Genomic DNA, 21391 nt, shown 5'->3' with positions numbered 1-21391 from the left:
AAAAGAAAGGCATACCCTACTTATGCCTTTCTTTTTTATTTAGAATATACTTATCTTACTACTACATTTTCCTGAACATTTTCAATATTTAGATTGGCCCCAGTAGCCGCAACAACTTCTTCTACTGTATACCCTTCAAATACTTCTCTTAATACCAGTCCTGTAGGTGTTACATCAATGACAGCTCGATCAGTAATGATTTTGTCGACAACGGACTTTCCTGTTAACGGTAGCTCACAAGTCTTTTTAATCTTAGCAGAGCCATCCTTTGCTACATGCTCCATTATTACGATAATTTTCTTCGCGCCATGTACTAAGTCCATTGCTCCGCCCATACCTTTAATCATTTTACCTGGAATCATCCAATTAGCTAAGTCACCTGTTTCAGATACTTCCATTCCACCTAAAATGGCTACATCAATATGCCCTCCGCGGATCATAGCAAATGATTCAGCATTGCTAAAAAAAGCAGAGCCAGGAATAGTTGTTACCGTTTCTTTCCCTGCATTTATCAAATCAGGATCTACCTCATCCTTTGTTGGATATGGCCCAATTCCTAATAATCCATTTTCTGATTGTAAAATTACTTGTTTATTTGGAGCTATATAATTAGCCACTAATGTTGGCATACCAATTCCTAAATTGACATAATTCCCGTCAGCAATTTCCTGCTCCGCACGACGTGCTATTATTTCTCTTACATTCATATCTCAAAGTCCCCTTTCTTTAAGAACGAATCATTAAGCGTTCAATTCTTTTTTCCTGCTTCGCCTGAACTAGGCCTTGTACGTAAATGCTCGGCGTCTGAACTTGGTTCGGGTCAATATCCCCCGGCTCCACTAATTCCTCTATTTCTGCAATCGTAAAAAGTCCTGCCGCAGCCATGATTGGATTAAAGTTTTGTGCTGTTTTGTTATAAATTAAATTACCAAAACGATCTGCCTTAGCTGCTCTTATTAATGAAAAGTCTGCACGTAAGGCTTCTTCTAAGACATATTCCTTACCATCGAATATGCGTGTTTCCTTCCCTTCTGCAATAGGAGTCCCCACTCCCGCAGGTGTATAAAATGCTGGAATCCCTGCTCCACCAGCACGAATTTTCTCGGCTAGTGTGCCTTGTGGTGTCAGTTCTACCTCAATTTCACCAGATAGTACCTGACGCTCGAATTCCTTATTCTCTCCTACATAAGAACCGATCATTTTCTTTATTTGTTTTTTATGTAGCAGTAATCCAAGTCCCCAATCATCAATGCCACAATTGTTAGAAATGATTGTTAAGTCTTTCACTTCTTTTTCAACTAAAGCTAGAATGAGTTGCTCTGGAATACCAACTAAGCCAAACCCACCCACCATAAGTGTCATACCATCTTGAATATCAGCAATCGCTTCATTTGCAGAAGTATAAATAGGCTTCATCTTCACTACCCCTTTCTTCACTTAAAATTTCTCCCTCTTTCATTTTCTCAAACAAGTAATAAATATTCAAATTCTAGCAGAAATATATATTTTTGTAGTATTTTATGTAAATAAAAAAACTGAGAATCTCAAAGACTCTCAGTTTTTTTCTCTTTTAGTGGTCGATCATACATGACGTAAGGTACTATAGCAATCGCAAGGAAAATTGTTAAAACAATGAACATGATATGCATCCCTAATTGATCAGCCAGCACACCACCTATAAAGGGGCCGACCATTCGTCCTATCATTGCAGCACTATTTACAACACCTTGATAAAATCCATCTCGTCCTTTGGGCGCTAACGTACTAGCAATTGTAGGAATTGCTGGCCATACGAACATTTCACCAAAAGTCAAAATGATAATTGCGACCATGAACATTTGGAATGATTCTGCAAAGCTCACTACAATAAAAGATACGATGTAGATGGAAATCCCTAACACTAGTTGCGCTTTCATAAGATGTTCCAATTTTTTTACAATCGGATTAATCAGTGGTTGCCCAATTACAATCAGTAAACCATTTACAGTCCAAAGCAAACTATATTGCTTCAATGAAATACCTAAATCTTGTGTATACGATGAAATTGTTGTCGTCCATTGTGAATAGGCAATCCAACTGAATAGGAAACCTGATGATATTATTAATAGTGCGATAAAAGAGGATTTATCCTTCACACGCTTACTTTCACTCACAACAGATGTTGGCCCCATTGATTGTTCACCCATGGACCTGAAACCAAAAAAGGCAATGAAAAAGAACACTACGTACATTAGTAAATTCGCACTAAATAAATAGTCAAAGCTATACGACGCTACAACTCCTGCAAGAGCGGGACCAATCGCTACACCTAAGTTTTGAGCTAAGTAAATGGCGTTAAATCCACGTCGCCCTCCTTCAGGCCAAGCAGTACCTACCATTGCGAACATACTTGGGAATACTACCCCACCACTAAAACCGATTAGCGTTAAAAACCACACGTAATGTGGCCATCCATGCCAAATCGTTAAACAGATTAGACCTAAAATTGTCACGATAATTCCGAACATTATCGCCTTATAGCCGCCATAACGGTCAAATAAATAACCACCTAGTAAGTTACCAACAACACCTGCAGCAGCATTTGCCATTAACACAAGCCCCGCTACAGAAAGTGATTGGCCTAGATGATCATGCATATAAATTGTATTTAAAGGCCATAAAAATGAACTACCTGTAACATTTACAAGCATACCAATTATTAAAAGCCAGACACTTTTCGGCATCCCCTTACCCCCATTGTTTCGTATAACTAAATAATCTTATTTCATTTCCACTGTTTCAACAACCCCATTAAGCTTTTTTCTATTAATTTTTTTCACTTCAAACAAAATGATTCGATGAATAGGCCATTCCCATGTTAAAATAGTTCGTTAGAGGAGTGAAAACGCATGACTGAAAATTTATTTCCGTTCCCTTCTGATGGGAAACGTTATTATACATGGAATCGATATTTACGTGATGAGTTTGGTCACAAAGTATATAAAGTAGCTTTGGATGCTGGTTTTGACTGTCCAAACCGTGATGGTACTGTAGCTTTTGGCGGGTGTACATTTTGTAGTGCAGCCGGCTCAGGTGACTTTGCTGGTGATCGAGTAGATCCAATTCCAGTTCAATTCGAAAAAATCAAACATAAAATGGAGCAAAAATGGAAAAACGGCAAAACGATGGCCTATTTTCAAGCGTATACAAATACACATGCCCCATTACCAATCTTAAAAGAGAAATTCGAGGCGGCTTTAGCTCAAGAAGGTGTTATGGGGATTAGTATTGCTACCCGACCTGATTGCTTGCCTGACGACGTTGTTGAATATTTAGCTGAACTTAACGAAAGAACTTATTTATGGGTAGAGCTAGGTTTACAAACTGTCCATGAAAAAACAGCAACAATGATTAACCGTGCACATGATTTCGCGACTTATGTTGAAGGCGTCGAAAAATTACGCAAGCACAATATACGAGTATGTAGTCATATCATTAACGGCTTACCTCTTGAAACAAATGAAATGATGATGGAGACTGCACGAGCTGTCGCTAATCTTGACGTACAAGGGATTAAGATTCATCTACTTCATTTATTAAAAGGTACACCGATGGTTAAACAATATGAAAAAGGCATTCTTGAATTTCTAGATAAGGATGAATATATCAAGCTGGTAGCTGACCAACTAGAAATCATCCCTCCTGAAATGATCGTACACCGAATAACAGGTGATGGACCTATCGACTTAATGATTGGACCAATGTGGAGTGTTAACAAGTGGGAAGTTTTAAATGGTATTGATGCTGAACTTGAAAGACGAGGTAGCTGGCAAGGGAAGTATTACCATGCGGAAGTATCAACTAAATGAAGCTGCAGCGCGTATTACAATACACAAAAGCTTTACTAGCAGATACAGTAGTAGCTGGTGATTCTGTGGTTGATGCGACAGCCGGCAATGGACATGATACAGCCTTTCTAGCAGAGCTTGTAGGCCCTAAAGGGCATGTCTATGCTTTCGATGTGCAGCAGCAAGCAGTTGAAGCAACAAAGTTACGTCTGGCGGAGAACCAATTAGACAAGCAAGCTACTGTTATTTTAGATGGTCATCAAAACGTTAAAAAATATGTATCAGAGCCTATTAAAGCAGCTATTTTCAATCTCGGTTATTTACCTGGCAGTGAGCACTCAATTGTCACAAAGCCTGGCACAACAATCGAAGCAGTCTCTGACTTACTAGACCTATTACATGTGGGCGGTATGATTATTCTCGTTGTTTACCATGGGCATGAAGGTGGCAAGGATGAACGCGATAAATTATTAGCTTATGTTAGTGACTTACCACAGAAATATGTTCATGTTTTACGTTATGAATTTATCAACCAAAAAAATGATCCTCCTTTTATCATTGCTCTAGAGAAAATGAAGGACCTACCATAAACTATTTACTACAATACAAGACTTCTATTACCGTTTATAAAGGTGATGGAAGTCTTTTTTATACCTTCCACCTTATTACCTACAAAAAATACATGAATAAAAGCCATTGCACATAGTGATACTGATAATATTCTATTTTTATAAGGAGAATCAGTATGCCAAAAATTCATGCAGTTAGTACATATAATCCACCCTTTACATTAGTACAAACTCAGGCTGAACATTTTGTTCGCACTCTTTTTTCAAAAAAAATAACTCAACTGGAACGCTATTTACGTGTTTTTGAAAATGGTGAAATTCTTAATCGCCATCTTACTATGCCAATTGATTGGTATAAACAAGACCACGATTTCGCCGAACGTAACCGGCTATACATTGAATACGCTGTCTCTTTTGGCGTTACTGCTATTGAGCGCTGTTTAGAAAAGGCTGGAGGTGTGAGTACGAAGGATATTGATGCCATTGTATTCATCTCTAGTACAGGCATTTCCACACCAAGTATTGATGCTCGAATTATGAACAAACTCCCTTTTTCTGAACATGTTGTACGGATTCCTATTTGGGGACTAGGTTGTGGAGGTGGTGCCGCAGGAATTAGTCGGGCTAATGATTACTGTATTGCCCACCCTGCTTCAAAAGTTTTAGTACTATGTGTGGAGCTTTGTAGTCTTACTTTCCAAGCGAATGATTTAACTAAAAGTAACCTTATAGGCACGTCGCTTTTCGGAGATGGTGTCGCTTGTGCGCTCGTTTGTGGGGATGCTGTCATGGCATCATCTCGCCAGCCACTACCCGCTATTAAAGCTACTGCTTCCAAATGGCTTCCGAACTCAGAGGATGTCATGGGATGGGCTGTTGAAAATACAGGCTTTCATGTCATATTCGCCAAAAGTATTCCTAGTGTTATCGAAAATTGGCTAGCCCCTTTTGTAGAAGAATTTTTAAAAGCTAACAAAATAGGGCTTTCGAACATCAATCATTTTGTAGCACATCCGGGCGGAAAGAAAGTATTGGCTGCTTATGAAACAGCTCTACGAATAGATTCGCAATTGCTTATACCAAGTAAAACCGTATTACAAGATCATGGCAATATGTCTTCTCCAACTGTTTTATATGTATTAGAAAAAACAATGACAGAGTATGCTAATAAAGGAGATGTTGGCTTAATGGCTGCTTTAGGACCTGGTTTTAGTGGTGAACTATTACTCTTGGAATGGAAGTGATGAATTGCTGTTTTCTATCGTCTTCATACTAATTTGTTTACAGCGCTTAGGTGAATTAATGGTTGCACGATCAAATGAGCGCTACCAAAAAACACAGGGAGCTATTGAGGCTGGTCAGGGACACTACCCACTCATGGTGATAATGCATACGCTCTTTTTATGCAGCCTACTTTTTGAATACTTATGGCTTAAACCTACACTGAGCCCACTTTGGCCATATCTACTAATAGCCTTCATAACTCTTCAATTTGCACGTGTTTGGGCTATTCAATCACTTGGTCGTTTTTGGAATACAAAAATCATTATTTTACCCGGAGCTAAACTAGTAAAGCAAGGGCCGTATAAATGGATGCCACATCCTAATTACGCAATTGTCGCTCTTGAAATCGCCATTATACCACTTATTTTCCAGGCATATTTTACTGCTATTATTTTTACATTACTTAATTATGGCATGATGCTTATACGTATTCCGATAGAAGAAGAAGCACTTTCACAATATAGCAATCACACATCTAATAAACCTGATAAAATTTCTAATTAAAATAAATAACCTCTACATAGCTAAATTTGCTAAGTAGAGGTTATTTTTATAGTATTTCCTTTGCGATTAGTTCAAAGGACTTTAATTTGTCTTCAAAATTATAAGCAATCGTTACAAGCATCACTTCCTCAGCTTGGTATACTTCTGCTAAATTTTCAATCTGCTCTTTTACTTGTTGAGGATTTCCTACTACTAATCTTTTACGGAATTCTTCAATACTTTGCAAATCATAAATGGTATATGGATAATTCATAGCTGTTTCAATAGATGGTGTTCCAGCTGATGGCTTCCCTTGTACTAAACGTAGCATAGTCAGTTCCTTTGATGATGCAATTCGCTTAGCAACTTCTTCAGTCTCTGCACAAACAACAAAGACGGCAACTGCTTGCTTAGGCTGTTGCAAATATTGAGATGGTTTAAAGCGATCTCTATATGACTTAGCATATGATGGGCCACCATCACCATTAATAAATTGAGCGAACATATATGGTAATCCTTTTTCCGCAGCTAAAAATGCTGAATTAGCGCTTGAACCAAGCATCCAAACAGGTGGAGCACTATTGGTCACTGGTGTTGCTTTTAAGCCTTGGAATTGATGACCTTCTGGTACTGCATCATGCAAATACATAAGTAAATCATCAATCTGATTAGGGAACTGATTGACATCACGAAAATTCCCATCATGTAAAGCATGAGTTGCACGTGGCATTCCACCTGGTGCTCTTCCCATCCCTGCATCTATACGCCCTGGGTATAAGGCTTCTAATAACTTAAAATTCTCTGCAACTTTATACGCTGAGTAATGTGGTAGCATTACACCACCTGATCCAATGCGAATGCTCTTAGTTACTGACGCTAAATGAGATATTAATATTTCAGGCGATGAACCCGCTAAAGTTGTTGTATCATGATGTTCTGAAACCCAGAATCTTGAATATCCCCATTCTTCAGCCTTTTGCGCTAAAACAGTTGTTTGTCGCAATGCCTCGACAGCATTGGAACCTTCAGAAATGGGTGACTGGTCTAATATACTTAATCGAATGTCCAAAAAATCGCCTCCTAGCTAAAGATTACCGAATCTTATAAAATAACACCAATAAAAAGTACTAAGGGCATTTGAGGTACCTTTAGTGCTTTTTATTGTATGTAAACCTAAAAAAGCGCCTCTTAAGTCGTTGTCAGACTAAGAGACGCTCTACTATATTATAAAACTTTGACATTTTTATATGCATACATAATTTCATTATCGGACAAATCGAGTCAGATATCAGTTAAACTCTTATTTTCTTTCTTTATTTCTTTGTTCCCAAAACTCAGCATTTTTAATACCTAATTTAACGGGATCAAATTGAGGATCGATTCCCTGCTTTTTCTGCTCTTCATAATCTTTTAATGCTATTATAGACGGTTTCACCAAGAACAATAGTGCTATGATATTGACCCAAACCATTAGACCAAGACCAATGTCACCTAAAACCCAAGCTAAATCCGATGTTCGAACGGCACCATAGAAAGTAGTAGCAAGAATAATAATTTGCACGATGCGTATGCCGACTTTCTGCCGCTTCCCTTCAAACATATAAGCAATATTCGTTTCAGCAATGTAATAATAAGCCATTGTCGTTGTAAAAGCAAAGAAGAATAATGCAATGGCAACAAAGCCCGAGCCTACCCCAGCACCTGGGAATGCACTATCTACAGCTGCTTGCGTATAGGCTGTCCCTGCGATAACCCCTGGGGCATTTTCAACTAAATATTCACCTTTACCATCATCTAATTGGACATTATACATACCTGAGAATAGAATCATAAATGCTGTTGCAGTACAAACTAAAAATACAGCTAAGTATACAGAAGCCGTCTGTACTAGACCTTGTTTTACTGGGTGAGATATTTCAGCAGCAGCAGCTGGGTGAGGCCCTGTACCTTGTCCAGCTTCACTTGCATAAACACCACGTTTTACTCCCCATGCTATTGCAGCACCTATCATCCCACCAAAAGTAGAATCTAGACCAAACGCACTTCGAATTATTAAAGAAAGTACTTCAGGTACCTTCTCAATATTAATAACAATAATAATGGCTGCAACAAGAAGATACCCTAGTGCCATAAACGGTACGATAAAAGAAGCTACTGAAGCTATACGTTTTACGCCACCTAAAATAATAGCACCCAAAATAACACAAACGACTAAACCTGAAATCCAGTGTTCTATACCAAATGCAGTATACATCGAGTCAGCAATAGCATTTGACTGCACAGTTGGTTGTAAAAATGACATTGCTACAACTGCTGCTACCGCAAAAATCATTCCTAACCAACGCTTCCCTGTACTTTTCTCTATATAAAATGCAGGACCACCACGATAAACACCATTTCTTTTCTCTTTATATATTTGTGCTAAAGTTGATTCTACATAAGCGGTTGCAGATCCGATGAAGGCTATTACCCACATCCAGAAAATTGCACCCGGTCCACCAAATGCAATTGCAGTAGCAGTACCTGCAATATTCCCTGTCCCAACACGACCAGATAGTGCCATGGATAGTGCTTGAAAAGATGATACACCTGCTTCAGATTCTTTCCCACTGAAGATTTGTTTAAACATGTCTTTCAATAAACGGACTTGTACACCTTTTGTTAATATAGTAAATAATAATCCGACTAGTAGAATACCGTAGATCATCCACGGTCCCCATAAAATTTCATAAACACTGGTAATAATGGCTTCCATCTATTGTCCCCCATTGATCATAATAAGTTATTCCATGAATAATATATATTGCCAGTTTCTAATAAAGGAAAATTCATTCTATCGAAATAGCAATTGTTATGTATTATATATCAAAACAATAAAGTTTGGAATATCCCTTATGTGTTATATGACAATTGAAATCGGTTACAAATAAAAAAAGACGGAATTTTGTAAAATTCCGTCAAAATTTAAATGATGTATCCAACTGATTTTAATGTATTAAAGATAAAGCTCTCCATATAAGCATAAATATCTTCGCGTTCAGGTTCTTGGAACAAATCATGATAACAGGCTTTCCATTCCTTATACTGATACTCTGATAAACTTTGTTGAGAAAGCCATTTTTTACCATACGATACATCCGCTATTTTATCGTTGCCACCAGTCATTAATAAAATCGGGATATTTGGAAATACCGTTTGTTGTGATATTCCCTTCATGAAACCATGAAGTTCACGATACCAATTGACAGTTATGACATCATTATAGTAAATATCATCTTTTTCCTCTTTATAAAATTCATAGCTTCTCGTTAAGTGTTTAATATTGATTTCGTGATTGATTTTCAGATTGCCTGTCAGTTTACTTAGACCTGTTAAAGCATTTGATAACTTTGATGGTTGGTGTTTTAAATGCATCCAAGGTGATGTTATTATAATACCTGTACATTCGTATTTGAATTTTTCAACAACATGGATCCCTAATATAGCTCCTAAACCATGTCCCACAACAAATACAGGTAAGTTATATGTTAAAGCTGCTTGCATAAGTTGTTTAACAAATGTTTCGTAACTTTTAAACTCTTCACTATGCACACGTTTATGTCTACTCTCTTCACCATGTCCAGGTAAATCTCCTGAAATAACATGAATACCAGATGTTCTTAAATTTTCGATTAACCATGCATAACGACGATGATGTTCGTATGCACTATGTATAATTACAGCGACAGCTCTTGCTTGGCCATCCGTTTCCCATTTCCACATTACTATCTCACCTCATAAATTCCTACGTATATATTAACGTATTCTGACGATTTCAGTTCCATTCATAGCTTCCTTTTGTTACGATAATAATACATAATAACTTGAAATGAGGCGTTTTTCGATGATTTATCCATTTAGAGACAAAAAACCATCTATTGACCCATCCGTTTTTATCGGTGATAACGTAATTATCACTGGCGATGTTACTATTGGACCTGATTCATCTATTTTTTACAATACAGTTATTCGCGGAGATGTTTCACCTACGATTATCGGACGCAAAGTAAATATCCAAGATTTATGTTGTTTACATCAAAGTCCTGCATATCCACTTATTTTAGAAGACGATGTGACAATTGGACATCAAGTAACATTACATAGCTGTACTATAAAAAGAGGCGCTCTTGTAGGAATGGCTTCAATTATCCTAGATGGTGCTGAGATTGGCGAAGGTGCATTTATAGGTGCCGGTAGTCTCGTTTCGCAAGGTAAGAAAATTCCTCCAAACACATTAGCATTTGGACGCCCTGCAAAAGTTATTAGAGAGTTAACAGAGGAAGATAAAAAAGATATGGACCGTATTGTCAACGAGTATTACGAAAAAGGACAATATTATAAATCACTTCAAAAATAATTCAATCAAGATGCCTGAGTATCGTTTTTCAAACGAATTCTCAGGTTTTTTTAATCTCTTGCTATGAGTTTCTTCTATAATATAATAAAAAACATCCCGAACTACAATTGATTACTTAATAATCAACATGTAACTCGGGATATTTTATGTTATTGTAATTTTTCAGATTGAATTAAAGTCCAGCTTTTTCTTTTAAAACGGCAGCTTTATCTGTAGCTTCCCAAGGAACATTCAAATCTGTACGGCCGAAGTGACCATAAGCAGCTGTTTGTTTGTAGATAGGGCGACGTAAATCAAGCATTTTAATGATTCCAGCTGGGCGTAAATCAAATAATTCACGAACCCATTCAACTAAATTTGTTTCTTTTACTTTACCAGTACCGAAAGTATCGATTGCAATTGAAACCGGTTGTGCAACACCAATTGCATAAGCCAGTTGTACTTCACAACGCTCAGCAAGTTCAGCTGCTACGATATTTTTTGCAACATAACGCGCTGCATAAGCTGCAGAACGGTCAACCTTAGTCGCATCCTTACCAGAGAAAGCACCGCCACCATGACGAGCATATCCACCATAAGTATCTACGATAATTTTGCGTCCCGTTAAGCCTGCATCACCTTTTGGTCCACCTATTACAAAACGACCTGTTGGGTTGATGAAGTATTTTGTTTTCTCGTCTAGTAATTCAGTAGGTACAACTGGAGCAATTACACGTGCTTGTAAATCCTCTTTAATTTGCTCTAACGTTACTTCTGGATCATGTTGAGTTGAAATAACAATTGTATCCACACGAACTGGATGATTATTTTCATCATATTCGATTGTTACTTGTGTTTTACCATCTGGACGTAAATAAGGTAACTCGTTTGTTTTACGAACTTCAGTTAAACGTCTTGCTAATTTATGTGCCAAGCTAATAGGTAGAGGCATTAACTCAGGTGTCTCGTTACATGCATATCCAAACATTAAACCTTGGTCACCTGCACCAATTGCTTCAATATCTTCATCTGTCATTGAACCTTCGCGTGCTTCAAGTGCTTGGTCAACGCCCAATGCGATATCAGCTGATTGCTCACCGATTGCTGTTAAAACAGCTACGTTTTCGCCATCAAAGCCATATTTACCACGTGTATAACCGATTTCCATTACCGTTTCACGAACGATTTTAGGAATATCAACATAAGTTGATGTTGTAATTTCTCCTGCTACTAATACAAGACCAGTTGTAACTGTAGTTTCACACGCTACACGTGCATTCGGGTCTTTTGAAACGATTTCATCTAAAATGGCATCCGAAATTTGATCACAAATTTTATCTGGATGTCCTTCTGTTACACTCTCAGATGTAAACAGTCGACGGTTTGTCATTTGGTTTCCTCCTATTATCTGCGAGATTGCCTCGGAAATGATACGGTACTCATTACCCATGTTAGTTCTTTCCAGTAGGATTGAACGCCAAGCCGTTGCTGCCTTTAACACGAGGATTCTAGAAAGTGCCACTATATATAAATAGAACCGCATAAATTACACATACTTATAAAAAATTTAGGAATTGGTCTATTTTAAATAAAAAAACCCTTCCCCCCATTATTACTAATGAGTGGAAGGGAATAATTCATAAGCACCTTTCACTCTTATCGTTCAAGGATCAAATCCTTGCATCAGATTGAGCACCAGCGCATCACATAAAATCACAATGCAGGTTGCCGGGTTTCATAGGGCCTGACCCTCCACCAGCTCGGGATAAGAGTATCCGTTCAATTTCTCATATTAGAACATTATACCTTAGTTGTCAACACCTTTTTTATTTCTAAAAAAAAGTACAACTTTCATGAAAATTAAATGGTAATTAGTATAGATTATTTAACTAAATGTGTTATACTAATTTCCGAAATGAATTATAAATCCCCTCTAATACGAGGAATAATATAAAAAGGATGGTACGTAAAACGATGAATTCAGTAGAAATTACGAATGAACTGAAGGAATTATTGAAAGGTGATAATATTCTGGAACAACTTTCAGTACCACAATTAACAGAAAAAGCTACTTCACGCGGTGAGGCAATCCTAACTGTTGATGGTGCTGTAAGGGCAGTCACAGGAAAATATACAGGTCGTTCTCCTAAAGATAAATATATGGTTGAAGAAGATAGTTCGAAAGACAAAATTGATTGGGGTAAAGTAAACAGACCAATTTCGTCAGATATCTTCGACTCATTATACACTAAAGTAGTAAACTACTTAAAAGAAAAAGAAGAATTGTTTGTATTTAAAGGTTTTGCAGGTGCAGACCCATCATCTCGTTTAGCTATTCGTGTAGTAAATGAATACGCTTGGCATAACTTATTTGCACACCAATTATTCATTCGTCCTACTGAAGAGGAGTTAGAAACTCATGAAGCTGACTTCACAATCGTTTCTGCTCCAACTTTCAAAGCGGATCCAGCAGTAGACGGTACTGACTCAGAAACTTTCATTATCGTTTCGCTTGAAAAACGTATCATCCTAATTGGTGGAACTGAATACGCAGGAGAAATGAAAAAATCAATTTTCGGTATCATGAATTACTTATTACCACAACAAGGTATTCTTTCAATGCACTGTTCAGCAAACGTTGGTGAAGCAGGCGATGTAGCATTGTTCTTCGGATTATCTGGAACTGGTAAAACAACGTTATCTGCAGATGCAGATCGTAAACTAATCGGTGATGATGAACATGGTTGGTCTGACAACGGTGTATTCAATATCGAAGGCGGTTGCTACGCTAAAACTATCAACCTTTCTAAAGAGAAAGAACCTGAAATTTACAATGCAATTAGTTTTGGTACTGTATTAGAAAACGTAGTAGTGGATGAGGAAACACGCATACCTAACTATGATGATGTTTCGCTAACAGAAAATACTCGTGTTGCTTACCCAATCCAAAATATCGAAAATATTGTTGATCCATCTGTTGCAGGCCATCCTAAAACAATCATCTTCTTAACTGCAGATGCTTTTGGTGTATTGCCTCCAATCAGTAAGTTATCAAAAGAACAAGCAATGTATCACTTCTTAAGTGGTTTCACATCTAAACTAGCAGGTACTGAACGTGGTGTTACTTCACCTGAACCAGTATTCTCAACATGCTTCGGTTCTCCATTCCTACCACTTCCAGCAACAGTTTATGCTGAGATGTTAGGTAACAAAATCGACGAACACGAAGTAAACGTTTTCTTAGTAAACACTGGTTGGACTGGTGGCGAGTACGGTGTTGGTAACCGTATGAAACTTTCTTACACTCGTACAATGGTTCGCGCTGCAATCGATGGTAAACTAAATAACGTCTTTACTGAAAAAGATGCTATCTTCGGTTTAGAAATGCCTGTAGCAATTGAAGGTGTCCCAACTGAAGTATTAAATCCACGTAACGCTTGGGAAGATAAAGAAGCTTATGATCAAAAAGCTTCTGCACTTGCTAACATGTTCCGCGAAAACTTCAAAAAATTCGGTGTTGTTTCAGAAGATATCGTGAAAAACGGCGGTCCTATCGCTTAAATCAATCGAACAAATTAGAAAAGACCACTCTCTGAGTGGTCTTTTTATTTTACAATATATACAAATTGTTAAGACCGTTGATTTCCACTACGGTGGACGCTTTCCTCGGGCGGGCTCAAAGCTGCTTCGTCGCTACGCTCCAATCAACTTATTCAACATCATCATCATAAAATACCGCCTCTGTATGAGGATTAGAAAATTGTTGTATCACTTCTTCAGATTGTGCTCCTGTGACCTTATTAAAGCGTACCTCAAAGCCATAATCCCTAACCTCTATTCTGCCTTTCCCATTTTCATCGTAAAAGCGCATAGAGAACCATTTTAATTTCCCCTCTTTATTAGCAGCATGATTATTAAAAAATGCACGATTAGCATCTGTTAGAGGAATTCTTTGAATTTTTATTAGACCTTCATCTTTAGAGACATCCGATATTTTTTCCAACTCTTCAATGACACCATTTTCTTCTTGCCAACTTTGAATCTCTACTTCTACACACTCTTTTACAAATACATCGCAAAGAATTTGCCAAAATAGATATGTTTCCTCAAAACTTGCTCCCACTTTCAATTTTTCCGGGTCGACTGTTATTTTTACATAACCTAGCATTAGTTCACCCCTTTTGGAGTTTCATCCAATTACATGCGCTCTTAACTATTTTGTGATTGACTGCACTAGGGAAAAAATGTGTAAAGTCATTATAATACCATGTTTCAACATGCTTATTAAATGCCTTTAAGCTTTCTTCAAGCAATAATGCATGATGCATTCCAACGTTTTCATCTTTTTTACCATGAATAATTAATATTGGTGCATTTAATTGCTTTATCTTCGCAATTGGTGAACGTTCTTCATAAGCCTCAGGCATCTTAGTAGGTGATCCGCCTATTACCCTTTTCATCATTCTACGCATATCTATACGTTCTTCATAAGTAAATTTAGGATTAGAAACGCCTGCCCAAGTCACAATCGAGGTAATATCATTTCGCAAAATTCCAGTCCAAAGCGCCATCAAACCACCTCTAGAAAATGCGAAAATATGAATACGATGTGAACGACAAAATTGTTTTAATACATCGACACCATTCACTGCATCATAACGGTCATTTCCACCAAATTCATCTCGCCCTTCTCCCCCACGATTTCCTCGGTAATACGGCGCAAAAACAACTAATCCTTGCGATGCAAATTGCGCAATACGAGCAGGTCGCACCATTCCAATACCCTGCATACCGCCCCTTAGATAAAGTAGTCCTTCATAAATACCCTTTGCTACGGGCTCTGCAAGTAATCCTTTCACTCGCAAACCTTCAGACCAATATGTAATTTCAGTTAGACGAACTTGTGGATTTGGAGACGGATAACTACGACTACTTTCAACGAAGCCATTTATCTTCACGTTCACTCACCTTCTCCAACATTTTTTTCATCCCTGCATCTTTCATGTAGAAGCTTAGTCGATCACAATTATGTAACTCTTCATCCGATAGCAGTACAGCTCCATTCGTTTCAAATTTTTGCTGAATGTCATCGATTTTCAATACATTTGCCACATATACTGCTTTACTAAATGGACGATCATCATGAACATAGTATGTTGCTAACCATTCTATTTCATGAATGATAGCACCTGTTTCTTCATATACTTCCCTTTCAGCAGCTTGTTCTAACGTTTCGTCTCCTTCTACTTTGCCACCTGGAAATTCAAGGCCACGGTTTGGATGATCCGTTAATAACCACTGTTTATGATATTTAGCCAAGACTAATACATGCTTAGGCGCTATTTTAAAAGCATTTTTTTTAAAAGATAATTCAACACCATTGCCGTTTAAATCTGTAAATGTAAACATACCTTCGATCACTCCCTATTGCTCTAAGTGTAACGAAGGTATGTTTTTCAATCAACTATAATACGGCATTTGCTCAATTAATTGCTTCGTTTCAGTATCACCAAATTCATGAACAAGTGCATATAGTTTCTTTAAACGTAGATCAACTTCATCGTTTTCCTGATCTAAATGGTATGGAATGTAAGGTAATTGAGCTCTCCATATACTCTTCCCATCAAAATATTCCGCTTGATTAAATAGTTGGTCAAAAACTTTTATATACTGTGGTTCAATCTGAAGTTTAAATTCCCATGGTGATTCGTCAGGAGAAGTATAGTAACGCTGATTTGCAATCGAAACGTAAAGTGTAATGGGTTTATTCATCATATCATCCTTTTTTTTATATAGGATAACCTAATCTAAATCAATTATACTTTGAGCCCCAGTAAACATAGCAATATTCACTTGTTGATAATAGAAGATACCTTTTCACTTAAATTTATTCATTCAATAACCTTTTAAATGACCTTGGTAACTTCTACCCTTTTATCAATAGCACCTCGGTTAACTTTGTTTCATCGAATATCCTTAACGCTCTTCACTGATAAAATAATATGAATAGCACCTAAAAATCCACCTCTACTAATCTTTAAGTAAAGGCGGATTCAAAATTTTGATTTTCTTTCTAAAGTAACTTATATCAATTTTATTTTTTAATAATCAATGTTATAACAAAATTCAATTTTAATTGGATTATAGGCTTGTATGATACTTTTTTAGTTTACACGTTGTACACTTCGTTTTCTTAACAATTGAGCGGTTTTTACCATTATCTCAAGCGCTGCTAAAGTTTCATCGGTTTTTCGTGTTTTTAAACCACAATCCGGATTAATCCAGCACTGTTCTGGTGAGATAACTTCAAGACTGTCATCTACTACAGCAACCATTTCATCTATTTCAGGAATTCTTGGACTATGAATATCGTACACACCTAAACCAATACTATTTGTATATGTTGCATTTTTGAAAGCCCCAATAATTTCACCGTGACTTTTCGATGTTTCAATTGAAATAACATCCGCATCAAGCGCATGGATTGGTTCAATAAAATCATTAAATTCACAATAGCACATATGCGTATGAATTTGCGTCTCATCTTCAACTCCTGATGTAGCTAATTTAAAGGCATCCACTGACCAGTCCAAATAAGCATCATGTTTTGAGGACTTTAATGGTAAACCCTCTCTAAGTGCAGGTTCGTCGACTTGAATAATACGAATACCAGCAGTCTCTAATGCTTCAATTTCCTGACGTAGTGCCAAGGCAATTTGTTGAGCTACAATACTACGTGGAACATCATCACGAACAAATGACCAATTTAAAATCGTAATTGGCCCTGTCAACATACCTTTAACAGGTTTAGTTGTTAACGATTGTGCGTACACTGTTTCATCGAGCGTCATTGGTTTTTCCCACTTAACATCTCCATAAATAATTGGTGGTTTAACGCAACGTGATCCATATGAAACGACCCATGCTTTTTCTGTAAATGCAAATCCAACAAGCTTTTCTCCAAAGTATTCAACCATATCTGTTCTTTCAAATTCACCATGAACTAAAACATCAAGTTCTAGTTCTTCTTGGTACGTAATCCATTTATTTATTTCTTTTTTTATGAAATCATCATGTTGTTCCTTATCAATTAGTCCTTTTTTCAACTGTGAACGATTGCGCTTCACTTCAGCTGTTTGCGGAAAGCTACCAATTGTTGTTGTCGGAAAGTCTGGTAATTGTAAAATCTTTTGCTGACGATCTTTTCGAATAGCATATGATGATTGACGAGTTATTTGAATTTCACTCAACCTTTTAATATTCTTCTGGACTTCTCCTTGTTGACGTACTGAGCTGCTATTTAGCAATTCTCTAGTTAATCTGTTTTGTTCGAAGGCCTCTTGATCCGCATCACGATTATTTGTCAAAGCGTTTTTCAAAATAGCCAACTCTTGTAACTTTTCATTAGCAAATGCTAAGTTTTCATATAACTCTTTTGATAATTTCGTTTCTGCTGTTAGACTTACTGGCACATGCATTAGGCTACATGATGGCTGAATCCACAGATGATTAGGGGAAACTAAACTTTCTAATTCAATTAGCATTTCAGATGATTGTTGTAAAGGAGTAATCCAAATGTCACGACCATTAATAATTCCCGCTGCTAGAACCTTATCTTTTGGAAATCCAATTTTTTTGATATTAGAAATATTCTCTTCTAGACCATGTACAAAGTCTAGCCCGATGCCTTCTACAGGTAATTTAATCAATTCTTCATACCATTCTACTGACTCGAAATATGTTTGCAGCAGCAATTTACTAGAGTAATTTACAGTGTTTAGTTGTTCATATATTTCTGAGATTAGTTCCATATCATCCTTAGATAAAGAAGTTGATAGAATCGGTTCTTCTATTTGAATCCATTTTGCACCTGCTGCAGAAAGTTCACTCAATAGTTGACTATAGACTTTGATTAACTGAAGTAAATATGACGGCTTATTCAGCGTTGCAACTTCTTTTGTTAAAAAATAAAATGTCCCTGGGCCTATAATTGTAGGCTTTAGCTCTGTATTAAAGTTTTCCTTCGCTTCTAAATAATAGCGTAATGGTTTATTGTTCAATAATTTTAAAGTTTGTCCTTCATACTCAGGTACAATATAGTGATAGTTCGTATTAAACCACTTTGTCATTTCACTTGCAGAAGCAGATTGATTTCCACGTGCCATAGCGTAGTAAGTTTCTAGAGATACTAAATCTGAATTCCATTTATAACGTGCAGGAATAATTCCAAACATTGCTGCTAAATCTAACATACGATCGTAGTATGTAAAATCACCTACGGTTACTAAGTCAATCTTTGCATCTAGCTGAACTTGAATATTTGCTAATCTATACTCTTTCATCTGAGCTTCGAATTGTTGTTCACTTATTTCTTTTGACCAAAAAGCTTCGATAGTTTTTTTCCATTCACGATTAGGCCCGATATATGGATATCCAATAACTGTACTTTTCATCTTTCAATCCTCCAATTCAATAAAAAACCACCAATTAATGAAAAACATTAAAAGGTGGTTGATGATTTTTAATATAGTAAATATCGAAAAAAATCAGGAATAATAAAAAATGACACACTATTCCCTTTCAAATTCGCTTATCGTACTAGGATATAATAATCCTTGAAAAAATCTCTCTAACACCTCCTATCCGCGTAGGTTTTTTGGTGTGTACTAAACTAAGGCAGGTCTCCTGGCTTGTCATCATCGCTTACTTTTCCTTCCCATCACAAATCTAACAGTGGATTTTAAAGTTTGCTCCAACATACAGTTGCGGGACAGCATCGGATTCTAACCGATTTCCCTTTTAAGCGACTATCTATTTAAGATAGCGCACCTTAGCCTACACGATATTCAATTGTTCACTTACTATAACACACAAACCATAAATTGTTCAGTATATTCTAAATATAAAAATAATTATATTTTATATGATTACCAAACCGTTAAATACAGTTTTTTTAGTATAATTATTAGTTACACTTTCATCTTTTAATCAATACTAGCTTCAATCAAATCATGTGGGTAATATACAAGTTCGTTATATACACTTGTATAAGCCTTTTCTAGCTTTCCTAATTCTTCTTCAATATTTTCAATTTCACAATTTTCAATGGAGCTTTCAATCACGTTCTTCGCCTGTAATAAAGTACAAACTGTATCTGTTACTTGTGAGAGCATCACCCTCGATTTTAACTGTAATTTAAACTCTTCAATATTCATTCATATTCCCCTTATCTGTTCAATAAAAAAACATCTTTTATCAATTAATAAAAGATGTTTTTATGATTAATTAATATGTTCCCTGTTTCGACAATACATACTAGAATAAACGTTTCTAAACAGAGAAACAGAAGTTTTAATCGCTTCTAAATCCTCATTAGTCCAAACGCTTTCTCTAATACGCTGTCGTACAGTGATCATATAAATAGGGTTTCTATTCATTATCACATAACACCTCCTATCCACGTAGGTTTTTGGTGTGTACTAAACTAGGCAGGTCTCCTGGCTTGTCATCATCGCTCACTTTTCCCTTCCCATTACAGTTCTAACAGTGGATCTAAAAGTTTGCTCCTACATACAGTTGCGGGACAGCATCGGATTCTAACCGATTTCCCTTTTAAGCAGCTATCTATTGAAAATAGTGCACCCAATTCTACACATTATTCAGTTGTATCACCATCTTACCATAATGTAATACAAATATTCATAATATTATTTACATGTAATTTAAAAAAGGATTTATGTTGAATATAAATTATTGATTGAATTTTCGATAGAATATTAGTATTTCTGTATACTAATAGCAAAGTGTATGCTTCTTATTATAGATATAAATGATTTATTCAATGGGGTGTTTAAAATGGAGGGGTTCTATTTTCAACTACTATTTCAAAAAAATTTGATATTATTTAGATAAACCATATTAATGTGCCAAAATATATTTTATAAAGAGCAAGCAACTGTTCTAAAATTCAAACAGTTGCTGTTGTTTATACAATGTTCTTTTATTCATCTTATTAAGGCCTGGACAGTACTGCAAAAAGTTTTATCTAATACCAATATATTAAGCTTCTTCACCCTCATGGCTAAATTGCCATTCGATACCAAACTTATCCTTTAAACTTCCATAGCATTTGCTCCAAAATGTTTCTTGTAGCTCCATACCAACTTTACCGCCAACTTTTAGTGCTTCAAAAGCAGATTTAAGTTCTTCTTCATTGTCACTAACAGCGGCTAAGCTAACATTATTCCCTAATATAAAAGGAGAACCAGGGAAAACATCCGAAAACATAACATTACTTCCAAGTATGTTTAGTCGAGTATGCATGACTAAATCTTTTGCTTCCTCTGGTAAAGTATATTCAGGATTTTGTGGCGAATCACCAAAAGTCATAATTTCTGGTTTCTCTGTGTTAAAAACCTCTGCATAAAACTCCGCTGCTTCGCGACAATTTCCATTAAAATTAAGATACACATTAATAGCCATTTAGCACACTCCTCTTTTCACTTCATATTGTTTCAAACATAATTACATTCTAATTTTATATTTCCAACATATAGTAGTCAAATTTTTCAGTTATATAACTCGTAATTAGAATTTTTTCAACCCAATAAAAAAAACCACGTACCACAAAGTTGAAGTACGCGGCTTAAGCAAATCAGACTTGGACGTCAATAGTTGCCCCTTTATAAGGGTGCGCCGCTTGAGCAGGCTCTGGCATTGCTTCTAATAGCTGTACAGCTGCTGTCGCTTGCATATTCATCGAATTTTGCAAAACGCTCATTTGTACGGTTTGTTGAAGCTGTGCAAGATCCATTGACATCATAGAGTTAATATCCATTAGTATCACTCCCTTA

General features: G+C 36.5%; 21 protein-coding genes and 3 riboswitches. Of the genes, 6 read left to right on the top strand and 15 right to left on the bottom strand.

Translation table 11 applies throughout. The features are described 5' to 3' along the window. Positions 1 to 50 precede the first annotated feature (50 nt). From MHH98_RS04525 to MHH98_RS04515, 3 genes are all read right to left on the bottom strand, one after another. Positions 51 to 707: a 3-oxoacid CoA-transferase subunit B gene (locus MHH98_RS04525; RefSeq protein ID WP_038188043.1), complete on the bottom strand. Its 657-nt coding sequence runs from the start codon at positions 705 to 707 to the stop codon at positions 51 to 53. Positions 708 to 726: 19 nt separating this feature from the next. After that, positions 727 to 1416 carry a CoA transferase subunit A gene (locus MHH98_RS04520; RefSeq protein ID WP_340709416.1) on the bottom strand — a complete coding sequence of 230 codons (690 nt, stop codon included), beginning with the start codon at positions 1414 to 1416 and terminating at the stop codon, positions 727 to 729. A gap of 128 nt (positions 1417 to 1544) precedes the next feature. Continuing rightward, the gene (locus tag MHH98_RS04515) at positions 1545 to 2723 is read right to left on the bottom strand and encodes an MDR family MFS transporter (RefSeq protein WP_038188050.1); all 1179 of its coding nucleotides are present in this window, start codon (positions 2721 to 2723) and stop codon (positions 1545 to 1547) included. A 165-nt stretch (positions 2724 to 2888) separates the two neighbouring features. Between MHH98_RS04515 and MHH98_RS04510 the strand changes: the two genes are divergently transcribed. The 4 genes from MHH98_RS04510 (at position 2889) to MHH98_RS04495 (ending at position 6184) form a co-directional block, all read left to right on the top strand. After that, the gene (locus tag MHH98_RS04510; protein WP_038188053.1) at positions 2889 to 3848 is read left to right on the top strand and encodes a TIGR01212 family radical SAM protein; all 960 of its coding nucleotides are present in this window, start codon (positions 2889 to 2891) and stop codon (positions 3846 to 3848) included. Continuing rightward, a complete protein-coding gene (locus MHH98_RS04505; protein ID WP_340712253.1) occupies positions 3845 to 4417 on the top strand; it encodes a tRNA (mnm(5)s(2)U34)-methyltransferase in 573 nt (190 codons plus the stop codon). The genes MHH98_RS04510 and MHH98_RS04505 overlap by 4 nt, the downstream gene beginning before the upstream one ends. A gap of 155 nt (positions 4418 to 4572) precedes the next feature. Continuing rightward, entirely contained in the window at positions 4573 to 5640 is a 1068-nt protein-coding gene (locus MHH98_RS04500; protein WP_038188059.1) for a type III polyketide synthase, read from the top strand. Beyond that, a complete protein-coding gene (locus MHH98_RS04495) occupies positions 5609 to 6184 on the top strand; it encodes an isoprenylcysteine carboxyl methyltransferase family protein (protein WP_412104694.1) in 576 nt (191 codons plus the stop codon). Before MHH98_RS04500 ends, MHH98_RS04495 begins: the two co-directional genes overlap by 32 nt. A gap of 46 nt (positions 6185 to 6230) precedes the next feature. Here MHH98_RS04495 and MHH98_RS04490 read toward each other — a convergent pair whose 3' ends face one another. From MHH98_RS04490 to MHH98_RS04480, 3 genes are all read right to left on the bottom strand, one after another. Further along, a complete protein-coding gene (locus tag MHH98_RS04490; RefSeq protein WP_038188064.1) occupies positions 6231 to 7232 on the bottom strand; it encodes an LLM class flavin-dependent oxidoreductase in 1002 nt (333 codons plus the stop codon). Positions 7233 to 7463: 231 nt separating this feature from the next. Further along, positions 7464 to 8918: an alanine/glycine:cation symporter family protein gene (locus MHH98_RS04485; RefSeq protein WP_038188068.1), complete on the bottom strand. Its 1455-nt coding sequence runs from the start codon at positions 8916 to 8918 to the stop codon at positions 7464 to 7466. Positions 8919 to 9127: 209 nt separating this feature from the next. Further along, the gene (locus MHH98_RS04480) at positions 9128 to 9925 is read right to left on the bottom strand and encodes an alpha/beta hydrolase (RefSeq protein WP_038188071.1); all 798 of its coding nucleotides are present in this window, start codon (positions 9923 to 9925) and stop codon (positions 9128 to 9130) included. Between the two features lie 121 nt (positions 9926 to 10046). On the opposite strand from MHH98_RS04480, the gene MHH98_RS04475 reads away from it, so the two are divergent. After that, positions 10047 to 10559 carry a gamma carbonic anhydrase gene (locus MHH98_RS04475; protein WP_038188074.1) on the top strand — a complete coding sequence of 171 codons (513 nt, stop codon included), beginning with the start codon at positions 10047 to 10049 and terminating at the stop codon, positions 10557 to 10559. 172 nt (positions 10560 to 10731) lie between these two features. Here MHH98_RS04475 and metK read toward each other — a convergent pair whose 3' ends face one another. After that, positions 10732 to 11928 carry a methionine adenosyltransferase gene (metK, locus tag MHH98_RS04470; protein ID WP_038188077.1) on the bottom strand — a complete coding sequence of 399 codons (1197 nt, stop codon included), beginning with the start codon at positions 11926 to 11928 and terminating at the stop codon, positions 10732 to 10734. 263 nt (positions 11929 to 12191) lie between these two features. Next, positions 12192 to 12310: riboswitch (SAM riboswitch) on the bottom strand. Positions 12311 to 12512: 202 nt separating this feature from the next. Here metK and pckA point away from each other — a divergent pair. Continuing rightward, positions 12513 to 14099, top strand: a complete 1587-nt coding sequence (gene pckA, locus MHH98_RS04465) for a phosphoenolpyruvate carboxykinase (ATP) (RefSeq protein ID WP_038188414.1) — start codon at positions 12513 to 12515, stop codon at positions 14097 to 14099. A 148-nt stretch (positions 14100 to 14247) separates the two neighbouring features. Here pckA and MHH98_RS04460 read toward each other — a convergent pair whose 3' ends face one another. From MHH98_RS04460 to MHH98_RS04425, 8 genes are all read right to left on the bottom strand, one after another. Beyond that, on the bottom strand, positions 14248 to 14706 hold the full coding sequence (locus MHH98_RS04460) for a hypothetical protein (RefSeq protein ID WP_038188080.1): 459 nt from the start codon (positions 14704 to 14706) through the stop codon (positions 14248 to 14250). 4 nt (positions 14707 to 14710) lie between these two features. Continuing rightward, positions 14711 to 15496: an alpha/beta hydrolase family protein gene (locus MHH98_RS04455; RefSeq protein ID WP_076064954.1), complete on the bottom strand. Its 786-nt coding sequence runs from the start codon at positions 15494 to 15496 to the stop codon at positions 14711 to 14713. Beyond that, positions 15474 to 15947: an RNA deprotection pyrophosphohydrolase gene (gene ytkD / locus MHH98_RS04450; protein ID WP_038188085.1), complete on the bottom strand. Its 474-nt coding sequence runs from the start codon at positions 15945 to 15947 to the stop codon at positions 15474 to 15476. The genes MHH98_RS04455 and ytkD overlap by 23 nt, the downstream gene beginning before the upstream one ends. Positions 15948 to 15998: 51 nt before the next feature. Beyond that, positions 15999 to 16310, bottom strand: coding sequence for a hypothetical protein (locus MHH98_RS04445; RefSeq protein ID WP_038188093.1), 312 nt, complete (start codon positions 16308 to 16310; stop codon positions 15999 to 16001). Positions 16311 to 16702: 392 nt separating this feature from the next. Next, the gene (gene metE, locus MHH98_RS04440; RefSeq protein ID WP_340712252.1) at positions 16703 to 18991 is read right to left on the bottom strand and encodes a 5-methyltetrahydropteroyltriglutamate--homocysteine S-methyltransferase; all 2289 of its coding nucleotides are present in this window, start codon (positions 18989 to 18991) and stop codon (positions 16703 to 16705) included. A gap of 205 nt (positions 18992 to 19196) precedes the next feature. Continuing rightward, positions 19197 to 19386, bottom strand: a riboswitch (cobalamin riboswitch). 136 nt (positions 19387 to 19522) lie between these two features. Then, complete coding sequence (locus tag MHH98_RS04435) at positions 19523 to 19753, bottom strand: hypothetical protein (RefSeq protein WP_038188098.1); 231 nt, start codon at positions 19751 to 19753, stop codon at positions 19523 to 19525. Positions 19754 to 20008: 255 nt separating this feature from the next. Then, a riboswitch (cobalamin riboswitch) is annotated at positions 20009 to 20199 on the bottom strand. A 398-nt stretch (positions 20200 to 20597) separates the two neighbouring features. Further along, positions 20598 to 21020, bottom strand: a complete 423-nt coding sequence (locus MHH98_RS04430; RefSeq protein ID WP_038188112.1) for a VOC family protein — start codon at positions 21018 to 21020, stop codon at positions 20598 to 20600. A 172-nt stretch (positions 21021 to 21192) separates the two neighbouring features. Further along, entirely contained in the window at positions 21193 to 21375 is a 183-nt protein-coding gene (locus MHH98_RS04425) for a YjfB family protein (protein WP_038188115.1), read from the bottom strand. Positions 21376 to 21391 lie beyond the last annotated feature (16 nt).

The organism is Viridibacillus sp. FSL H8-0110 (assembly GCF_038003565.1).
In the GTDB taxonomy this organism is placed as follows: Bacteria; Bacillota; Bacilli; order Bacillales_A; family Planococcaceae; genus Viridibacillus; species Viridibacillus arenosi.
This window is presented reverse-complemented; position numbering and strand designations above follow the sequence as displayed.

Coding starts and splice junctions, on each gene's coding strand:
- MHH98_RS04480 (WP_038188071.1), bottom strand. CDS start 9,925: ATGTGGAAATGGGAAACGGATGGCCAAGCAAGAGCTGTCGCTGTAATT.
- pckA (WP_038188414.1), top strand. CDS start 12,513: ATGAATTCAGTAGAAATTACGAATGAACTGAAGGAATTATTGAAAGGT.
- metK (WP_038188077.1), bottom strand. CDS start 11,928: ATGACAAACCGTCGACTGTTTACATCTGAGAGTGTAACAGAAGGACAT.
- MHH98_RS04425 (WP_038188115.1), bottom strand. CDS start 21,375: ATGGATATTAACTCTATGATGTCAATGGATCTTGCACAGCTTCAACAA.
- MHH98_RS04505 (WP_340712253.1), top strand. CDS start 3,845: ATGAAGCTGCAGCGCGTATTACAATACACAAAAGCTTTACTAGCAGAT.
- MHH98_RS04500 (WP_038188059.1), top strand. CDS start 4,573: ATGCCAAAAATTCATGCAGTTAGTACATATAATCCACCCTTTACATTA.
- MHH98_RS04475 (WP_038188074.1), top strand. CDS start 10,047: ATGATTTATCCATTTAGAGACAAAAAACCATCTATTGACCCATCCGTT.
- MHH98_RS04430 (WP_038188112.1), bottom strand. CDS start 21,020: ATGGCTATTAATGTGTATCTTAATTTTAATGGAAATTGTCGCGAAGCA.
- ytkD (WP_038188085.1), bottom strand. CDS start 15,947: ATGTTTACATTTACAGATTTAAACGGCAATGGTGTTGAATTATCTTTT.
- metE (WP_340712252.1), bottom strand. CDS start 18,991: ATGAAAAGTACAGTTATTGGATATCCATATATCGGGCCTAATCGTGAA.
- MHH98_RS04525 (WP_038188043.1), bottom strand. CDS start 707: ATGAATGTAAGAGAAATAATAGCACGTCGTGCGGAGCAGGAAATTGCT.
- MHH98_RS04435 (WP_038188098.1), bottom strand. CDS start 19,753: ATGAATATTGAAGAGTTTAAATTACAGTTAAAATCGAGGGTGATGCTC.
- MHH98_RS04515 (WP_038188050.1), bottom strand. CDS start 2,723: ATGCCGAAAAGTGTCTGGCTTTTAATAATTGGTATGCTTGTAAATGTT.
- MHH98_RS04445 (WP_038188093.1), bottom strand. CDS start 16,310: ATGAATAAACCCATTACACTTTACGTTTCGATTGCAAATCAGCGTTAC.
- MHH98_RS04520 (WP_340709416.1), bottom strand. CDS start 1,416: ATGAAGCCTATTTATACTTCTGCAAATGAAGCGATTGCTGATATTCAA.
- MHH98_RS04485 (WP_038188068.1), bottom strand. CDS start 8,918: ATGGAAGCCATTATTACCAGTGTTTATGAAATTTTATGGGGACCGTGG.
- MHH98_RS04460 (WP_038188080.1), bottom strand. CDS start 14,706: ATGCTAGGTTATGTAAAAATAACAGTCGACCCGGAAAAATTGAAAGTG.
- MHH98_RS04510 (WP_038188053.1), top strand. CDS start 2,889: ATGACTGAAAATTTATTTCCGTTCCCTTCTGATGGGAAACGTTATTAT.